Origin of the sequence: Actinoplanes sp. NPDC049598, from assembly GCF_040675435.1 — a bacterium.
In the GTDB taxonomy this organism is placed as follows: Bacteria; Actinomycetota; Actinomycetes; order Mycobacteriales; family Micromonosporaceae; genus Actinoplanes.
This window is the reverse complement of sequence record NZ_JBFAOX010000055.1, coordinates 1-16,435: the sequence shown is the minus strand read 5'-3', so window position 1 is coordinate 16,435 and position 16,435 is coordinate 1. Positions and strand designations below refer to the sequence as shown.

Below are 16,435 nucleotides of genomic sequence, written 5' to 3'. Positions count from 1 at the left end.
ACCCCCGCCCCCCCCGCCCTCGCCCGCGCGCCGCGCCCACGCCCTCGCCCTCGCCCGCGCGCCGCGCCCACGCCCTCGCCCTCGCCCGCGCGCCGCGCCCTCGCGCTACGCGCCCGCGCCCCACGCCCTCGCCCTAGCGCTGCTCTCGCGCGCCGCGCCCGCGCCCTCGCGCCGCGCCGCGTCCTCGCGTTGCGCCCTTGCGCCGCGCCGCGCCCTCGCGTTGCGCCCTCGCGCTGCGCCTCGCCCGCACGTTGCGCCCCACGCCCTCCCGGGCTGCGCCCACGCCCGCCCCGCGCGCCCCGCCCGCATCCGGGTTGGCCGCGGTGACATGCCGGGTTGTCCACAGAGCACCGCCGCCCGCCTGGCTCGCGTTCTTCGGTCTGCCGTAACCCGCTGCCCAGGCTGGCGGGCTGCCAACTCGCCGGCCGAAGAGTTGCTTCTTCGGGCTCAAGCGAAGCCGGCACGCAGGGCCTCGTGGGTTATCCACAGGCCTTGCGCGCCGGGTGGCGTTTTTCGGCAGGATTGCTGTTAGGCCGGGGGCCCCCTGGGAGGGCGGGCTCCGCGTGTGCGGGTGGTGGGTCAGTCGGCGATGGTGGAGGGGGTGAGCTGGGCCAGGACGCTTTCGGCCTCGCGGGTTACGCGGCTCGAGTCGTGGTGGTGGGCGCGTTCGTAGGTGTCCACGGTGGCGGCGGCGATGGCGGGCCAGCCGAAGTCTTCGCGGACGCGGCGGCGGGCGCGGCGGGCCAGGCGGCGGGCGAGGTCGCGGTCGGCCAGGACTGAGCTGACGGCCTCGGTCAGGGCGGCCGGGTCGCCGGGGGTGAATTTCACGCCGGTTTCGCCGTGGTCGACGATTTCGGCCAGGCCGCCGGTGTCGGCCACGGCGATGGGGGTGCCGGCGGCGGCCGCTTCCAGGGCGACCATGCCGAACGGCTCGTAGATGCTGGGGACGACGTAGCAGTCGGAGGCGCCCATCAGCGCGGTCAGGTGGTGCCCGGTCAGGAAGCCGGCGAAGGTCACGCCCTCGGTGGCGAGGGCTTCCAGGTCGGCGCGGTAGGGGCCGTCGCCGGCGATCACCACGCGCAGGCCGGGGTGCTGGGAGCGCAGGGCCGGGACGGCGGCCAGCAGGTGCTGTACGCCCTTCTCGTAGACGAGCCGGCCCGCGAAGCTGATCAGCGGCCCGTCTCCGCCCGCGTAGAGGCGGCGCGCGGCCGTGACCGCGCGCGGGCGGGCGAACCAGCGCAGCTCGTCGACGCCGTTGTAGACGACGTCGACGCGGTCGGCCGGCACCGCGAAGAGCCGCTGCACCTCGTCGCGCATGTAGTCGGAGCAGACGATCGTGCGGACCGCCTCCTGGGCCAGCCAGCGTTCGATGTCGTCGATCGTGCGGTTGTGCGCGTGGGGCAGCCAGCCCTGGTGGCGGCCGGACTCGGTGGCGTGGATGGTGGCGACCAGCGGGATGTCCAGGTGGTCGCGGACGGTCATGGCGGCGTGGGCGACGAGCCAGTCGTGGGCGTGTACGACGTCGTAGGAGCCGGTGCGGGCGGCGCGCAGGGCGGCCCGGGTCAGCGAGTGGTTGAACCCCATCGCCCAGGCCAGCATGTCGCCGTCGCGGACCTCGAAGCGGGGCGCGTCGTCGGGGGCGCGGATGATGCGGACGCCTTCGGCGTACTCCTCGCGCAGCGCGCCCGGGGCCTGCCGGGTGACCACCGTGACCTCGTGGCCGGCGGCGGCGAGCGTGGTGGCCAGCGCGTGCACGTGCCGGCCCAGGCCGCCCACCAGCAGTGGCGGGTACTCCCAGGAGAGCATGAGGATGCGGGTCACGGTTCGTACCTTCCCAACGGTTTGATCTTGCAGTGCGGCGAAGCCGCCTTAGTAGCTCTGTTCTGTGCGGAGGAGTTCGGCGACGGAGCGGGCGGAGAAGGGGCTGCCCGTGGCCCGGTGCGGCGGGTCCCCGTCGGCGGTCTCGCTCACCGATCCGGCGCCCCACTCCGACAGGTGGGCCTTCAGGCCGGTGAGCAGGCCGTCGGTGGGCAGGCCGGCGGCGGCGCACGCGTCGGCGTACGGCCCGATCAGCCATGGCCAGACCGTGCCCTGGTGGTACGCGATGTCGCGTTCGTCCCGGTCGCCGCGGTGCACGCCCTGGTAGCCGTATTCGCTCGGGGCGAGCGTGCGCAGCCCGAGCGGGGTGAGCAGCGCCTCGCCGATCCGGAACAGGGCGCCGGGCAGCGTGTCGCGCAGCGGCGCGTGCGGCAGCGACCAGGCCAGCAGCTGGTTGGGACGCAGCGTCGGGTCGTCGTGGTGGTTCCCGGCGCCCAGCGGGTAGGTCGACACCGGGCCCTCGACCACGTCGTAGAGCCAGCCCTCGGGTGCGCGGAAGCGGGACAGGAAGGACTCCTGGGCGCGGGCGTGCCGGGCCCGCAGGGAGGAGTCGTCGAGTCCGGCCTCGTTGTGCAGGTCGGCCATCGCGGCCAGCGCGTTGACCCACAGGGCGTTGATCTCGACCGGCTTGCCGACGCGCGGGGTGACCAGGCCGTCCGCGGTGAAGCCGTTCATCCAGGTGCCGGCGGGCCCGAGCCGCAGCAGGCCGTCGGCCGGGTCCAGGTCGAGCGGCCCGTCACCGCCGAGGCGCTCGCCGAGCAGGCGGCCGAGGGGTTCGATCAGCTCGGCCGCGAGGTCGGTGTCGCCGGTACGGCGTACGTGCCGGTCGACCGCGTGCACCAGCCAGAGCGCCGCGTCCGGGGAATCGTGCGGCGCCCACGGCCCGTCCGGCTCGGCCCATTCCGAGGCCACTGCGGCGGTACGGGTGGTCAGCAGCTCCCGTCCCTCGTCGGCCCGTCCGGTGTCGAGGAACAGGCCCTCGTACGCGGTCATGGTGTCGCCGAGGTAGCTGCCGAACCAGGGATAGCCGGCCACCACGTCGGGCCCGCCGGGCGTACGGACGATGAAGTTGTCCGCCGCGAGCAGGAGCGTCTCGTCCGCCTTGACCCGGGTGGTCAGTTCGCGGGCCCGGACCCGGGCCGCGGTGACCACGGCCGAGGCCGGCGGCGGCCGGTGGCCGAGTTCGCCCGCCCAGGCCGAGATCTCCATGCTCTCGCCCGGGTTCACCCGCTCGAAGTACGTGCCCGCGTGCCACAGGTCCTCGACGGCGGGCAGCCCGCGCTCGGCCTCCTCGCGCGCGTAGGCGCCGAGGTGCCATTCACCGCCGGGCTGCCAGCCGGGCCCGGCGATCCGGTACGCCCCCTCGACGATCACGCCGTCGGCCACCTGCTCGACGGTGAGCGCGGGCCCGGAGGCGTGCCGCTCGCCGTGCGCGTCGCGCCAGGTGCACATCGCGGCCACGGCCAGCCCGACCGCGCCCGAGGCGGAGACCACCCGGTGGGTCACGCCGACCGACGGATGCCCGTGCCGCATGGCCAGTTCCCGCTCGATGACCACGTCGCCGATCCGCCACCGCCACCGCGGCACGCCGTCGGCCAGTTCGAAGGTCTCGAGGTAGCGGTCGCCCGCGGGGGCGACCGCGCCCGAGGCCCACTGGTGCGTGTAGAGCGCCACCTTCGTGCCCGAGGGCAGCGTCACCGTCAGATCGAGCGCGGCCAGCGCGGTGTGCCGGATCGCCGTGGCGGGGTCGGCCACGGTCAGCAACGCGTGGTAGCGACGGGTGCGCAGCCCTCGGACGGTGCCGGTGGCGAATCCACCCGTGCCGTCCGTCACAAGCCATTCGCGCGTCGTGGATCCGCACGTGTGCGGTCCGAAAATGATCGGCACGCCGCATCTATGCTCAGTTTCGCCGGTGGCAAACCCCTTTTGTTCCCACCTGTTCGGCGGGTAACCGGGCGGTCGCGCAGACGCCATCGTGACCATCGGCGAGAATGACGCTGACGTGACCTCAGATGATTAGGTGGCCGGATCGCGGGGCAAGCTAGGCCCGCCGTTGGTCCGCATCACCTGTGGTCACAGCGCACCGACGGTCGAGGGGTGGGAGCAAGAAATGCAGGTTTGGCCTGGTCACCGGTACCCGTTGGGTGCCACGTACGACGGGACGGGCACGAACTTCGCGATCTTCGCCGAGGGGGCCGAGGCGGTCGAGCTGTGCCTGTTCGACCCGTCCGGGAACGAGCGGAAGGTCCAACTGCACGAGCAGGACGCGTTCGTCTGGCACGCCTACCTGCCCGGCGTCGAGCCGGGGCAGCGGTACGGCTACCGGATGTACGGTCCGTACGACCCGTCCCGTGGTCTGCGGTACAACCCGCACAAGCTGCTGCTCGACCCGTACGCCCGGGCGGTCGACGCCGACATCGAGTGGCACCCGTCGCTGTACGCGTACGACTTCGAGAACCCGGACCAGATGTCGGATCTGGACTCGGCGCCGTACATGTCCAAGGGTGTCGTCGTTAACCCGTACTTCGACTGGGGCAACGACCGGCGGCCGGACATCCCGTACCACCACTCGGTGATCTACGAGACGCACGTCAAGGGCCTGACCGAGCGGCACCCCGAGGTGCCCAAGGACATGCGCGGCAGCTACTCCGCGATCGGGCACCCGGCGATCATCGAGCACCTCAAGAGCCTGGGCGTGACCGCGGTCGAGCTGATGCCGGTGCACCAGTTCGTGCACGACAACCGGCTGCACGACCTGGGCCTGCGCAACTACTGGGGCTACAACACGCTCGGCTTCTTCGCGCCGTACCACGGCTACTCGTCGACCGGGACCCTCGGGCAGCAGACCCAGGAGTTCCGCGGGATGGTCAAGGCCCTGCACAAGGCGGGCATGGAGGTCATCCTCGACGTCGTCTACAACCACACGGCCGAGGGCAACCACCTGGGGCCGACGCTGTCGCTCAAGGGCATCGACAACCGGACGTACTACCGGCTCGTCGACGATCAGCCGCAGTTCTACATGGACTACACCGGCACGGGTAACAGCCTGAACGTGCGCAGCCCGCAGAGCCTCCAGCTGATCATGGATTCGCTGCGCTACTGGGTGACCGAGATGCACGTCGACGGGTTCCGCTTCGACCTCGCGTCGACCCTGGCCCGCGAGTTCTACGACGTCGACCGGCTCTCCACCTTCTTCGAGGTCGTCCAGCAGGACCCGGTGGTGGGCCAGGTCAAGCTGATCGCCGAGCCGTGGGACGTCGGCCCCGGCGGCTACCAGGTCGGCAACTTCCCGCCGAACTGGACCGAGTGGAACGGCAAGTACCGCGACACGGTCCGCGACTTCTGGCGCGGCGAGCCGGCCACGCTGGCCGAGTTCGCCTCGCGCATCACCGGCTCGGCCGACCTCTACCAGGACGACGGCCGCAAGCCCTTCCACTCGATCAACTTCGTGACCGCGCACGACGGATTCACGCTCAACGACCTGGTCTCGTACAACGACAAGCACAACGAGGCCAACGGCGAGGAGAACCGGGACGGCGAGAGCCACAACCGCTCCTGGAACTGCGGTGTCGAGGGCCCGACCGACGACAAGCAGGTGCTCGCGCTGCGGGCCAAGCAGCGGCGCAACTTCCTGGCCACGCTGATGCTCAGCCAGGGCGTGCCGATGATCTCGCACGGCGACGAGCTGGGCCGCACCCAGCAGGGCAACAACAACGCCTACTGCCAGGACGACGAGATCTCCTGGATCGACTGGGGCAACGCCGACGAGACGCTGCTCGAGTTCACCCGCAAGCTGACCGCGTTCCGCCACCGTCACCAGGTGTTCCAGCGCCGGCGCTTCTTCACCGGGCTGCCGGTGACCGCCCGCGGCGGCGGCGACCCCCTGCCCGACCTGGAGTGGTTCACCCCGGACGGGCGGCAGATGGCCGGCGACGACTGGGGCAACGACTTCGGGCGGGCGGTCGCGCTGTTCGTCAACGGCGAGGGCATCCGCGAGCGCGGGCAGTACGGGCAGCGGCACGTCGACAGCTCGTTCCTGCTGTTCTTCAACGCGCACGACGCGCCCATCGAATTCTCCACTCCGCCCGCTGAATACGGCGAGAAGTGGGAAAAGGTCATCGAGACCGCCGAGCCGTCCCCGGATCGCCCGTCGGTCGTCGAGGCCGGCAGCAAGATCCTGGTCCCCGACAGGTCCCTAATCGTGCTCGACAGGACGGTCTAACCACATGGCTCCTTCCGGAACCTATCGAGTCCAGGTACGCCCCGACTTCCCGCTGGCGGCGACCGCCGAACTGGCCGACTACCTGGCCGATCTCGGCGTCTCGCACCTCTACACCGCTCCGCTGCTGACCTCGACTCCCGGTTCCGAGCACGGCTACGACGTGGTCGACCACTCGCAAGTCAACCCGGCGCTGGGCGGCTGGGACGGCCTGAAAAACCTCTCCCAGGCTCTGAAGAACGCCGGCCTCAACCTGGTCGTCGACATCGTCCCGAACCACGCCGGGGTGGCCGTCCCGCACGCCAACCCGACCTGGTGGGACGTGCTCGCCAAGGGCCGCGAGTCCGAATTCGCCGACTTCTACGACATCGACTGGTCGCGCGGCCGTCTGATGATCCCGGTTCTCGCGGACGACCCGAACGCCCTCGACGAGCTGCGGGTCGAGGACGGGGAGCTGCGGTATTACGACAAGCGCTTCCCGATCGCCGAGGGGACGGGCGAGGGCACCGCCCGCGAGGTGCACGACCGGCAGCACTACGAGCTGGTCAACTGGACCCGGGGCGACTCCGAGCTCAACTACCGCCGGTTCTTCGCCATCGTCGACCTGGCCGGGCTGCGCGTCGAGGACCCCAGGGTCTTCGAGGCCACCCACGCCGAGATCCTGCGCTGGCACCGCGAGGGCATCGTCGACGGCCTCCGCGTCGACCACCCGGACGGCCTGCGCGACCCGGGGGAGTACCTCGAGCGCCTGCACGAGGCCGCGCCCGGCGCCTGGCTGGTCATCGAGAAGATCCTCGAGCCGGGCGAGGAGATGCCCGAGTGGCCGGTCGACGGCACCACCGGCTACGACGCGCTGGCCGAGGTCGGCGGGGTCTTCGTCGACCCCAGCACCGAGGCGTTCTTCGACACCCTCGACCGCCACCTGACCGGCAGCGAGACCTCCTGGCCGGACCTCGTGCACGAGACCAAGCACACGGTCGCGACCACACTGCTCGCGGCCGAGCTGGCCCGCATGGCCCGGCTGGCCCCGGACGTCGAGGCCGCCCCGCGCGCGCTGGCCGAGCTCGCCGCCTGCTTCCCGGTCTACCGCTCCTACCTGCCGTTCGGTTCGCGGCATCTGGCCAAGGCGCGGTCCGAGGCCGGTCGCCGGCGCCCGCAGCTGATCCCGGTCCTTGACCAGCTCACCGCTCGCCTGCGCAACCCCACGGACGAGCTGGCCGTACGCTTCCAGCAGTTCACCGGTGCGGTGATGGCCAAGGGCGTGGAGGACACCGCGTTCTACCGCTACACCCGATTCACCGCCCGCAACGAGGTCGGCAACGACCCGACCAAGTTCGGCGTCAGCCCGGACGAGTTCCACGACGCCAGCCACGAACGCCAGCGCAAATGGCCGGCCTCCATGACCACGTTGTCGACGCATGACACCAAGCGCAGCGAGGACGTGCGGGCCCGGCTCGCCGTGCTCTCCGAGGTGCCGGGGGACTGGACCGAGGTGGTGCGCCGCTGGGTCCGGGTCGCTCCGCTGCCCGACCCGGCTCTGGCCCACCTGATCTGGCAGGCCGCGGTCGGCGCCTGGCCGATCGAGCGCGAGCGCCTGCAGGCGTACGCCCTCAAAGCAGCCCGCGAAGCCGCCACCGGAACCACCTGGCAGCACCCCGACGAGGGTTTCGAGACCGCGCTGCGGGCCATGGTCGACAAGATGTACGACGACCCGGCGCTCAACCGGGAGCTGACCGATTTCGCGGCGTCGATCACCCCGCCCGGCTGGTCCAACTCGCTCGGCCAGAAGCTCGTGCAGCTGACCATGCCCGGCGTGCCCGACGTCTACCAGGGCACCGAGCTGTGGGACTACTCGCTGGTCGACCCGGACAACCGCCGGCCGGTCGACTTCGCCCAGCGGCGCGAGCTGCTGGCCCGCATGGACGACGGCTGGCTGCCCCCGGTGGACGACACCGGCGCGGCCAAGCTGCTGGTCACCAGCCGGACCATGCGGCTGCGCCGGCAGCGGCCGGAGCTGTTCACCGGTTACCGCCCGGCCTTCGCCGAGGGGCGGGTCGGCGAGCACGTGCTCGCCTTCGACCGCGGCGGCGTGGTGACGGTGGCCACCCGCCTGCCGGTGGGCTTGTCACGTCACGGCGGCTGGGGTGACACCACCTTGTCACTCGATGGTCACAGCTGGCTGGAAGTATTCACTGATACGAGCTACGGCGGGAACAAGCTGCAAGTTTCCGAGCTGTTGCGTACCTATCCCGTCGCTTTGCTGGTGAAAGAGTCATGACGCTGTTCGAGGTGTGGGCGCCGGAGAAGTCGGTCCGGCTGCGGATCGGCGAGGACGTTCTCGACATGGAGCGCGGCGACGACGGGTGGTGGCGCCTCGACGTGCCGTCGGCCGGGCCGGGCACCGACTACGCGTACGTCCTGCCGGACAACGAGACGCCCCTGCCGGACCCCCGTTCGCGGTGGCAGCCGCAGGGTGTGCACGCGGCCAGCCGGGTGTACGACGACGCGGCGTTCGCCTGGACGGACAAGGCGTGGACGGGCCGGCAGCTGCCCGGCTCGGTGCTGTACGAGCTGCACGTCGGCACGTACACGCCCGAGGGCACGTTCGACGCCGCCATCGAGCGGCTCGACCACCTCGTCGAGCTCGGCGTCGACCTGGTCGAGCTGCTGCCGGTCAACTCGTTCAACGGCGAGTACAACTGGGGCTACGACGGCGTCTGCTGGTACGCGCCGCACGAGGTCTACGGCGGCCCGGACGGGCTCAAGCGCTTCGTCGACGCGGCCCACAACAAGGGTCTCGGCGTGGTGCTCGACGTGGTCTACAACCACTTCGGTCCCTCCGGGGCGTACGCGCCGATGTTCGCTCCCTACCTGAGCTCGGCCGGCTCCAACCCGTGGGGCGACTCGATCAACCTGGACGGCCCGCACGCCGACGGGGTCCGCCGGTACATCATCGACTCCGCGCTGATGTGGCTGCGCGACTATCACGTCGACGCGCTGCGGCTCGACGCCGTGCACGCGCTGGTCGACCACTCCGCGATCAATCTGCTCGAGCAGCTGACGGTCGAGGTCGAGTCGCTGTCGACCCACGTCAACCGGCCACTGTCGCTGATCGCCGAGTCCGACCTGAACGACGCCAAGCTGATCACGCCGCGCGAGGCCGGCGGCTTCGGACTGCAGGGCCAGTGGGCCGACGACGTGCACCACGCGCTGCACACGCTGCTGACCGGCGAGCGGCAGGGCTACTACGCCGACTTCGGCTCGCTCGACTGCCTGCAGACGGTCCTGGAAGGCGCGTTCTTCCACGCCAACACGTGGTCGAGCTTCCGGCAGCGCCACCACGGGCGGCCGGTCAACCGGGCGCTGATCCCCGGGCACCGCTTCGTCACGTACCTGCAGAACCACGACCAGATCGGCAACCGGGCCATCGGCGACCGGATCTCGGCCACGCTGTCGCCGGGCCTGCTCAAGATCGGGGCGACGCTGCTGTTCACCTCGCCCTTCACGCCGATGCTGTTCATGGGCGAGGAGTGGGCGGCCAGCAGCCCGTGGCAGTTCTTCACCAGCCACCCCGAGCCCGAGCTGGCGGCGGCGGTGCAGAACGGGCGGCGGCGCGAGTTCGCCGAGCACGGCTGGGCCGAGGCCGAGGTGCCCGACCCGCAGGACCCGTCGACGTTCCAGCGCTCCAAGCTCGACTGGGACGAGCTCGGCAAGCCCGGCCACGCCGCGATCCTCGACTTCTATCGCAAGCTGATCGCGCTGCGCCGCAGCCGGGCCGACCTCTCCGACCCGCGGCTCGACCAGGTCGAGGTCTGGCACGGCGACCACCACCTGGTGATGAAGCGGGGCCGGTGTGCGGTGGCGGTCAACCTGGCCTCGGCCCCGCAGACGGTGAGCCTGCGCGACACCCCGAGCAAGGTGCTGCTGGCCTCCTCGGAGGGGGTCGTGCTCCAGCGGGACCGGGTCGAGCTGCCGGCCGAGACGGCCGTGGTCGTCGCCTTCCGCTGACCCTTCTCGTCGGTGCTGTTCGGCAGCCCGGACGGTCGTCGCTCGACGGCCCGTCCGGGAGGCCGAGGCGCCGGAACCTCGACTTCCCAGGGCGGAGCGGGCGACCGTCCGGGTGCCCGGAAGCTCCGATCAACCGGTCGAGAAGGACAGCAGCATCCATGGGGGCACGGACGCGTCCGGTTGTCGTCCAGGGCTTCCTTGGCGCGCCGGGTTCCCACCGCTCAGGACGGTTAAACCTTCGCGCCACGCCACTTTTGGCTCAGCGGGTAGGCCACGGCCCGGGAGCGGTGGAGCAGGCCGATCGGGTGAAGATCGGGCGCGATGTTGCGTACCGGATCGAAGGCCAGCGCCGCGTCCACGGCGGACGGCAGCGGCCGGCCCAGGGTGACCCGGGCGACCGGCCGGCCGTCCACGTCGAACGTGATCAGGCCGGGGCCGGTGGCCAGCGCCTCCAGCGTCGCGCCGAGCCGGGCCCGCGCGCCCAGGTAGATCTTGCGGCCGGAACCGGTCCGGTAGGCGGCTATAGAGCCGTAGACGGTGTCGAACGAGCGCCGCGGCACCGGCACGTGGCGGCCCAGCCGGCCCCGGCCGCACGACGAGACCAGCAGGTCGATCGGCTCGTCGCCGGTCACCCGGACGCCGATGCCCATGACGTCGGGCCAGTGCGGTTTCGTACCGGCCCCTTTGGAGATCCGGACCGTGACCGGGTGGCGGCCGGGCCGGTCCAGCAGGGCGGCGCCGGTGGCGTCACCCCAGACCTCCAGCTCGCCTTCGAACGTGCGGCCGTCCGGATGCATGAAGCGGACGTGGCGGGAACGGACGACGCGTACCGCCAAGGCAGTCACCGCCACCGCGGCCAGCACACGTCCGAGTCTCATGGAGCCAGAACTACCCGGCGCGGCCCGGGTGAATCATGCGCCATGATTCCTGCCCGTAGCATTCGTGCGGCACGATGGGGCCGCCATGGATGGGGAGGTGGCGGATGCCGGAGAGCTCGAGCCGATTCGCGTGGCCGCTGCGCCGGCGCATGCCGGGGCCGGACGGGAGCGCCGAGGACATCGCGGTGCAGGACGTCGCGGAGCGCGAGGCGGCCGATCGCCGGCTGCCCCCGCCCGAGCCGGAGCCGCTGGTCGACCCGCCGCCCCGGTTCAACCTGGCGATGTTCCGGCTGGCCGCGCTGGGGCTCGCCCTCGTGCTGGCCCTGGCCCTGGCCGTGGTGCGGGTCTTCGTGGGCGGGCCGCCGTCGGTGGCCGAGCTGCGGGCCGAGTCCGGGGTGGACACGTGGACCGTGCTGCCCATCGGGGTCAAGGACGACCAGCCGGGAGTGGCCCTGCGCGACAAGAACGGCGTGTGGAGCGGGTTCGACATCGACGTGGCGTACATGGTCGCCGAAGATCTCGGCTTCCGCCGCGACGACGTGCGGTTCTACGGCATGGAGAGCGAGGACCGGCTGCGCATGCAGGCCGTCGATCTGGCCGGCAAACGGGTACCGGTGAAGATGGTCATCGCCAGCTTCAGCATCACGGCCGAGCGGGAAGCCGCCCCCGGGGTGACCTTCTCCCAGCCCTACCTGTTCACCGAGCAATCGGTGCTCACCCTGACCAAGAAGAAACACCGGCCGGTCTCCACCCTCCGCGACCTCTACGGGGACAAGGTCTGTTCGCTGTCCACGGCGACCAGCGTCAACGTCTTCACCGGCCGCGACATCGACGTGATCAGCCGCAACCGCATGCGCGAGTGCATCGCCGATCTCCGCAGCGGCAACGTCGACGCCGTCTCCACCGACGCCGCGATCCTGGCCGGTTTCAAGAACCAGTCCCCCTCCGAGTTCCAGCACTGGGACCTCGGGCTGGAGAAGACCGAGGCGTACGGGGTGAACGTCGGCGACAACCTGGCCCTCAAGAAGCTCGTCGACCTGACCCTGTACCGCTCGTACGCGGACCCGGCCGACGACCGGTGGGAGACCGCCTACCAGCGCAACCTGCAGTCCGAGACGGCGCAGAACGGGACCACGCCGATCGCGGTGGCCCAGCAGCCCCGCGTCTCGCGGCCGGCCATCCGCGAGCTGCCGTGGGAGGACGTCTTCGGATGACCGTCGCCTTCGTCCCCCGGAAACGCCGCGCCCAGCTCAACTGGCTGCTGACCGTCCTGCCGGCCTTCCCGCTGGTGCTGCTCGTCCTGCGGCTGTGGTACCTCAGCCGGCAGGACCTGCCCACGATGCTGCTGCTGGTGCAGTACATCAGCCCGCTCGGCATGATCAGCGCCCTGATCATCACGCTGATCTGGACGGTGCCCGCGGTCATCCTGGTGCTGCGCCTGCTCGGCGGCATCCTGCTGGTCAGCAAGCCCGACGACACCGGCCGGTCGATGCTGGCGGTGACCGCCCTGCGGATGCCGGACTGGGTGGTGCTGCTGGCCGCGATGCTGGCCGCCTTCACCTGGCAGCTGCGCCTGCTGCCGACGCTGTGCATGCTGATCGTGGCGATCCTGGGCCTGACCGCGGCCCAGCGCTTCCGGGGCGTACGGCCCCTCATGGTGTGGATCACGCTCGGGGTGCCGATCCTGGTCGGGGCGCTCGTGCTGGCCTTCGTCTGGCCCGGGATCACCGCCGCGCTGCGGACCGGCGAGATGTCGACCGCGATCCTGCTCGGTGTGCCGCCGCTGCTCGGCCCGCTGCTGACCGGCCCGGTGCCGGCCTCGGCGGCCCGGCTGTTCACGCACTGGCCGGCGGTCGGGGCCGCCCTCGTCGCCCCGCTGCTGATCGGCATCGTCTTCCTGCGCGCGCCCGTGCTGCCCAACAGCGCCGTCGAGGTCGGCCCGCCCGGCGGCGCCATCGAGGTCGTCCGCGGCCAGCTGATCAGCGTCGACGACACCTCCACGACCGTGCTGCAGTCGGCCGGGGACGTCACGTTCATCCCCAACGACCAGGTGCGCTCCAAGACGCTGTGCCCCGAGCCGGTCCGCCCACCGGAAAGCAGCGTCGCCGTGCGCGGCTGGCCCCTGTCGGCCTCCGTCCTGTCGTGGATCGCCCCCACACGCCGCGTCACGGAGGTGGACCCGCGATGCCTCGGCCGTCCGCTGAATCCCAGGTAGGTGCGTTTTCGGGCGACATGCCGCCGACCACGTGCAGACAGGGTTGCAATGATCTGGGAAGCTGCACGCCATGACCTTGCACCTGCGGTGGGCGGCCGTCACCGATCAAGGACATGTCCGCAGCAACAACGAGGACTGTTACTACGCCGGTGACCGGCTCCTCGTCGTGGCCGACGGCATGGGCGGCATGGCCGCCGGCGACCTCGCCAGTCGTCTCGCGATCGAAGCCCTGAGCCCGCTCGACGTCCCGATCGACGACGATCAGCAGATGGACGCCCTGCACCATGCGCTCGAGGTCGCCAACGGCCGGATCGCCGAGCAGGTCGAGGCCGACAACTCGCTGCAGGGCATGGGCACCACGCTGACCGCGGTCATCTTCTCCGGGTCGCGGGCCGCCATGGCGCACGTCGGCGACTCCCGGGCCTACCTGCTGCGGGACAGCCGGCTCAACCAGCTGACCAAGGACGACACGTACGTCCAGATGCTCGTCGACCAGGGCCTGATCCGCCCTGAGGAGGCGGCCGGCCACCCGCGGCGCTCGGTGGTGACCCGGGTCCTGCAGGGCGAGCCGGTCAGCCCGTCCTACGTGATCGTCGAGCCCGAGGCGGGCGACCGGTGGCTGCTGTGCAGCGACGGGCTGACCGCGGTGGTGTCGAACGAGACGATCGAGCAGGAGATGCTGGGCGCCGACGATCCGAAGTCGTGCTGCGAGCGGCTGCTCGACCTGGCCCTGCGCGGCGGCGGGCCGGACAACATCACGGTGATTGTCGCCGATCTGACAGCCGGCGACTGACCGTCACGACTGCGGTACCTTACTCCGGTCGCGGATCAGGGGGCCCGCGGCTCGTATCGGGTGGTGATGATGACGGCGCGACTCTTCGTCACGCTGGCGCTCGTCCTCGGTGCCGTCGCGGCCGGTGAACTCATCGGGCCGCCGGGGTGGCGGCTCTACGAGGACTGCGGGCAGCTGATCGCGGGATCGGCGGCGGCCTGGGTGTGCTTCGCGACGGCCCGCGGCCGTACGGGCATGCATCGACGGTGGCGGCTCTTCGCCGGCTCCGGGCTGGCCGTGTGGGCCCTCGTCCGGCTGTGGTGGCTGGTCCAGGAGCTCATGGTGCCCGGCCGGCCCGCCACCGACGTCTCCGACGTCGGGTTCCTCGTGCTGCCTCTCTGCCTGCTCGCTGCCCTGCTGTACGCGCCGTACACCCGCCCGCGGCCGGTGCCGACCTCGGTGCGCCGCGACCAGATCGCCCTGCTCATCGACAGCGTGCTGATCTCCGGCTCGATCCTGGCCCTGCTCTGGTCGACCGTGCCGTTCGACTGGGGCGGCCGCACGACCGCGGTGATCGTGGTCGCCGCCGCGTACCCGGTGGCCGATCTCTTCCTGCTGACCATGACCGCGCTGCTGTTGCTGACCCGGCCGGCCTCGCGGACCGGGCGGCAGCCGCTGGTCTGGGGCGGGCTGGCCCTGCTGGCGTTCGGCGTCTCCGACACGCTCCGCCTCGTCGGCCTGGCCGACGCTCAGCTGACGCCGATGGAGTCGGCCGGCTACCTGGCCGGGCCCCTGTTCGTGGCGATGGCGGCGCTGAGCCCGATCGTGATCGACACCGACCACCCGCCGCGATCCGGTGAACACGACTGGCTGCACCTGCTGTTGCCGTACATCCCGGTCACCGCGACCGGCGTCATGATCGCGGTGAACACCGGCGCCGGAAAACCGTTGTCGCCCTTCGAGGCGTACCTGGGGTGGCTCGGTCTGGGTCTGGTCGTGGCCCGCCAGATGTTCACCATCGTCGACAACACGGTGCTGCTCGACCGGGTCTCGGAAGGCCGGCAGCGGCTGCATCACCAGGCCTTCCACGACCCGCTGACCGGGGTGGCCAACCGCGCGCTGTTCCACGAGCGCCTCGGCCGGGCCGGCGACCGGCCGGTCGCCGTCCTCTTCGCCGACCTCGACGACTTCAAGCTGATCAACGACAGCTTCGGCCACGCCATCGGCGACCGGATCCTGCACGCCATCGCCGAGCGCCTGCAACGCTGCGCCGGCCCCGACGAGCTGGTGGCCCGTCTCGGCGGCGACGAGTTCGCGGTCCTGCTCGACCACCGCCCGGCCGACGCCGAGGCGGTCGGCCACCGCATCCTGGCCGCCCTGCGCGAGCCGTTCCTGATCGACGGCCACACCATCAGCGTCGGCGCCAGCCTCGGCCTGGTCGTGCCCAGCCCGGCCGAGCCCCTCACGGCCGACGCGCTGCTGCGCCGGGCCGACGCCGCGATGTACGCCAGCAAGCGCCGCGGCAAGGGAACGATGGCCCGCTACTCCGGCCCGGCCGGCGGCCCACACGCCGACCTGCCCCACCTGCTGGCCCAGGCGCTGGCCGGCGAACCGGGCCAGGCCGGCTTCGAGGTCCACTACCAGCCGATCGTCCGCTTCACCGACGGCGCCACGGTCGCGGTGGAGGCCCTGGCCCGCTGGACGTCCCCGGTCGCCGGCCCGGTCCACCCCGACGTCTTCGTCGCCGTCGCCGAACGCACCGGCCTGGTCGCCGCCATCGACGACTTCGTCCTCGACCAGACCTGCGCCGACGCGGCCACCCTGGCCCTGATCTACGGCCGCCCGGTCGACCTGCACGTGAACGTGTCGGCCGCCCGCCTCAGCCCCGGCCTGGAAGACGTGGTGGTGGCCGCCCTCACCCGGCACGGCGTCCCCGCCGCCCGCCTGGTCGTCGAGATCACCGAGACCCGCCGCATCTCCGACCTGCCCGCCGCCGCGGCCGTGGTGACCCGGCTGCGCGCGCACGGCATCCGGGTCGCCCTGGACGACTTCGGCAGCGGCTTCAACGCGCTGGCCCAGCTGCACTCCCTGCCCGTCGACATCGTGAAGCTCGATTCGACGCTCACCGACGTCGACATCGCCCCCGACCAGGCCGGCGCGCTGTGCCGCTCGGTGGTGACGCTGTGCGACGGCCTGAACATCAAGGTGGTGGCCGAGGGCATCGAGACGCCGTCCCGGGCGGCCGCCCTGGCCGAGCTGGGCTGTCTGCTGGGGCAGGGCTACCTGTTCGGCCAGCCGGGACCGCTGCACCGCCTCAAGGCCCCGTCGATCCCGGCCCAGCCCACCGCCCAGCTCTCCTGACCGGCGTGGGGGGGGGGGGGCGGGCGGGGGGGGGGGGGCCGCGGGGGGGGGGGCCCCGCGGGGGGGGGGGCGGCCCCAACCGACCCAAGCGGGGGGCGCGCCGC

General features: G+C 71.8%; 10 protein-coding genes. 7 read left to right on the top strand and 3 right to left on the bottom strand.

Features of this window, described 5'->3' with window-relative positions:
- Positions 1 to 579: 579 nt before the first annotated feature.
- Positions 580 to 1,806: a glycosyltransferase family 4 protein gene (locus AB0J66_RS49410; RefSeq protein ID WP_364676425.1), complete on the bottom strand. Its 1,227-nt coding sequence runs from the start codon at positions 1,804 to 1,806 to the stop codon at positions 580 to 582.
- Between the two features lie 63 nt (positions 1,807 to 1,869).
- The gene (locus AB0J66_RS49405) at positions 1,870 to 3,711 is read right to left on the bottom strand and encodes an amylo-alpha-1,6-glucosidase (RefSeq protein ID WP_364676422.1); all 1,842 of its coding nucleotides are present in this window, start codon (positions 3,709 to 3,711) and stop codon (positions 1,870 to 1,872) included.
- A gap of 277 nt (positions 3,712 to 3,988) precedes the next feature.
- Here AB0J66_RS49405 and glgX point away from each other — a divergent pair, with 277 nt between their 5' ends.
- From glgX to treZ, 3 genes are read left to right on the top strand one after another with little or no spacing between them, the layout of a single operon-like run.
- Positions 3,989 to 6,100 (top strand): glycogen debranching protein GlgX, encoded by a 2,112-nt coding sequence (gene glgX, locus AB0J66_RS49400; protein WP_364676419.1) that lies wholly within the window; start codon positions 3,989 to 3,991, stop codon positions 6,098 to 6,100.
- A gap of 4 nt (positions 6,101 to 6,104) precedes the next feature.
- Positions 6,105 to 8,375 (top strand): malto-oligosyltrehalose synthase, encoded by a 2,271-nt coding sequence (gene treY, locus AB0J66_RS49395; RefSeq protein ID WP_364676417.1) that lies wholly within the window; start codon positions 6,105 to 6,107, stop codon positions 8,373 to 8,375.
- A complete protein-coding gene (gene treZ, locus AB0J66_RS49390) occupies positions 8,372 to 10,105 on the top strand; it encodes a malto-oligosyltrehalose trehalohydrolase (RefSeq protein ID WP_364676414.1) in 1,734 nt (577 codons plus the stop codon). Before treY ends, treZ begins: the two co-directional genes overlap by 4 nt.
- A 230-nt stretch (positions 10,106 to 10,335) precedes the next feature.
- Here the strand turns inward: treZ and AB0J66_RS49385 are convergent, their stop codons facing one another.
- Complete coding sequence (locus AB0J66_RS49385) at positions 10,336 to 10,983, bottom strand: hypothetical protein (protein WP_364676412.1); 648 nt, start codon at positions 10,981 to 10,983, stop codon at positions 10,336 to 10,338.
- 104 nt (positions 10,984 to 11,087) lie between these two features.
- On the opposite strand from AB0J66_RS49385, the gene AB0J66_RS49380 reads away from it, so the two are divergent.
- The 4 genes from AB0J66_RS49380 (at position 11,088) to AB0J66_RS49365 (ending at position 16,331) form a co-directional block, all read left to right on the top strand.
- Positions 11,088 to 12,197 (top strand): transporter substrate-binding domain-containing protein, encoded by a 1,110-nt coding sequence (locus tag AB0J66_RS49380; RefSeq protein WP_364676410.1) that lies wholly within the window; start codon positions 11,088 to 11,090, stop codon positions 12,195 to 12,197.
- Complete coding sequence (locus AB0J66_RS49375) at positions 12,194 to 13,198, top strand: hypothetical protein (RefSeq protein ID WP_364676408.1); 1,005 nt, start codon at positions 12,194 to 12,196, stop codon at positions 13,196 to 13,198. The genes AB0J66_RS49380 and AB0J66_RS49375 overlap by 4 nt, the downstream gene beginning before the upstream one ends.
- 70 nt (positions 13,199 to 13,268) lie before the next feature.
- Positions 13,269 to 13,991, top strand: a complete 723-nt coding sequence (locus AB0J66_RS49370) for a PP2C family serine/threonine-protein phosphatase (RefSeq protein WP_364676405.1) — start codon at positions 13,269 to 13,271, stop codon at positions 13,989 to 13,991.
- Between the two features lie 69 nt (positions 13,992 to 14,060).
- Complete coding sequence (locus AB0J66_RS49365) at positions 14,061 to 16,331, top strand: bifunctional diguanylate cyclase/phosphodiesterase (protein ID WP_364676402.1); 2,271 nt, start codon at positions 14,061 to 14,063, stop codon at positions 16,329 to 16,331.
- The last annotated feature ends 104 nt before the right edge of the window (positions 16,332 to 16,435 follow it).

Excerpts from the sequence above, each read along its gene's own strand:
- AB0J66_RS49410 (WP_364676425.1), bottom strand. The coding sequence starts at position 1,806 with ATGCTCTCCTGGGAGTACCCGCCACTGCTGGTGGGCGGCCTGGGCCGG.
- glgX (WP_364676419.1), top strand. The coding sequence starts at position 3,989 with ATGCAGGTTTGGCCTGGTCACCGGTACCCGTTGGGTGCCACGTACGAC.
- treY (WP_364676417.1), top strand. The coding sequence starts at position 6,105 with ATGGCTCCTTCCGGAACCTATCGAGTCCAGGTACGCCCCGACTTCCCG.
- treZ (WP_364676414.1), top strand. The coding sequence starts at position 8,372 with ATGACGCTGTTCGAGGTGTGGGCGCCGGAGAAGTCGGTCCGGCTGCGG.
- AB0J66_RS49385 (WP_364676412.1), bottom strand. The coding sequence starts at position 10,983 with ATGAGACTCGGACGTGTGCTGGCCGCGGTGGCGGTGACTGCCTTGGCG.
- AB0J66_RS49380 (WP_364676410.1), top strand. The coding sequence starts at position 11,088 with ATGCCGGAGAGCTCGAGCCGATTCGCGTGGCCGCTGCGCCGGCGCATG.
- AB0J66_RS49375 (WP_364676408.1), top strand. The coding sequence starts at position 12,194 with ATGACCGTCGCCTTCGTCCCCCGGAAACGCCGCGCCCAGCTCAACTGG.
- AB0J66_RS49370 (WP_364676405.1), top strand. The coding sequence starts at position 13,269 with ATGACCTTGCACCTGCGGTGGGCGGCCGTCACCGATCAAGGACATGTC.
- AB0J66_RS49365 (WP_364676402.1), top strand. The coding sequence starts at position 14,061 with ATGACGGCGCGACTCTTCGTCACGCTGGCGCTCGTCCTCGGTGCCGTC.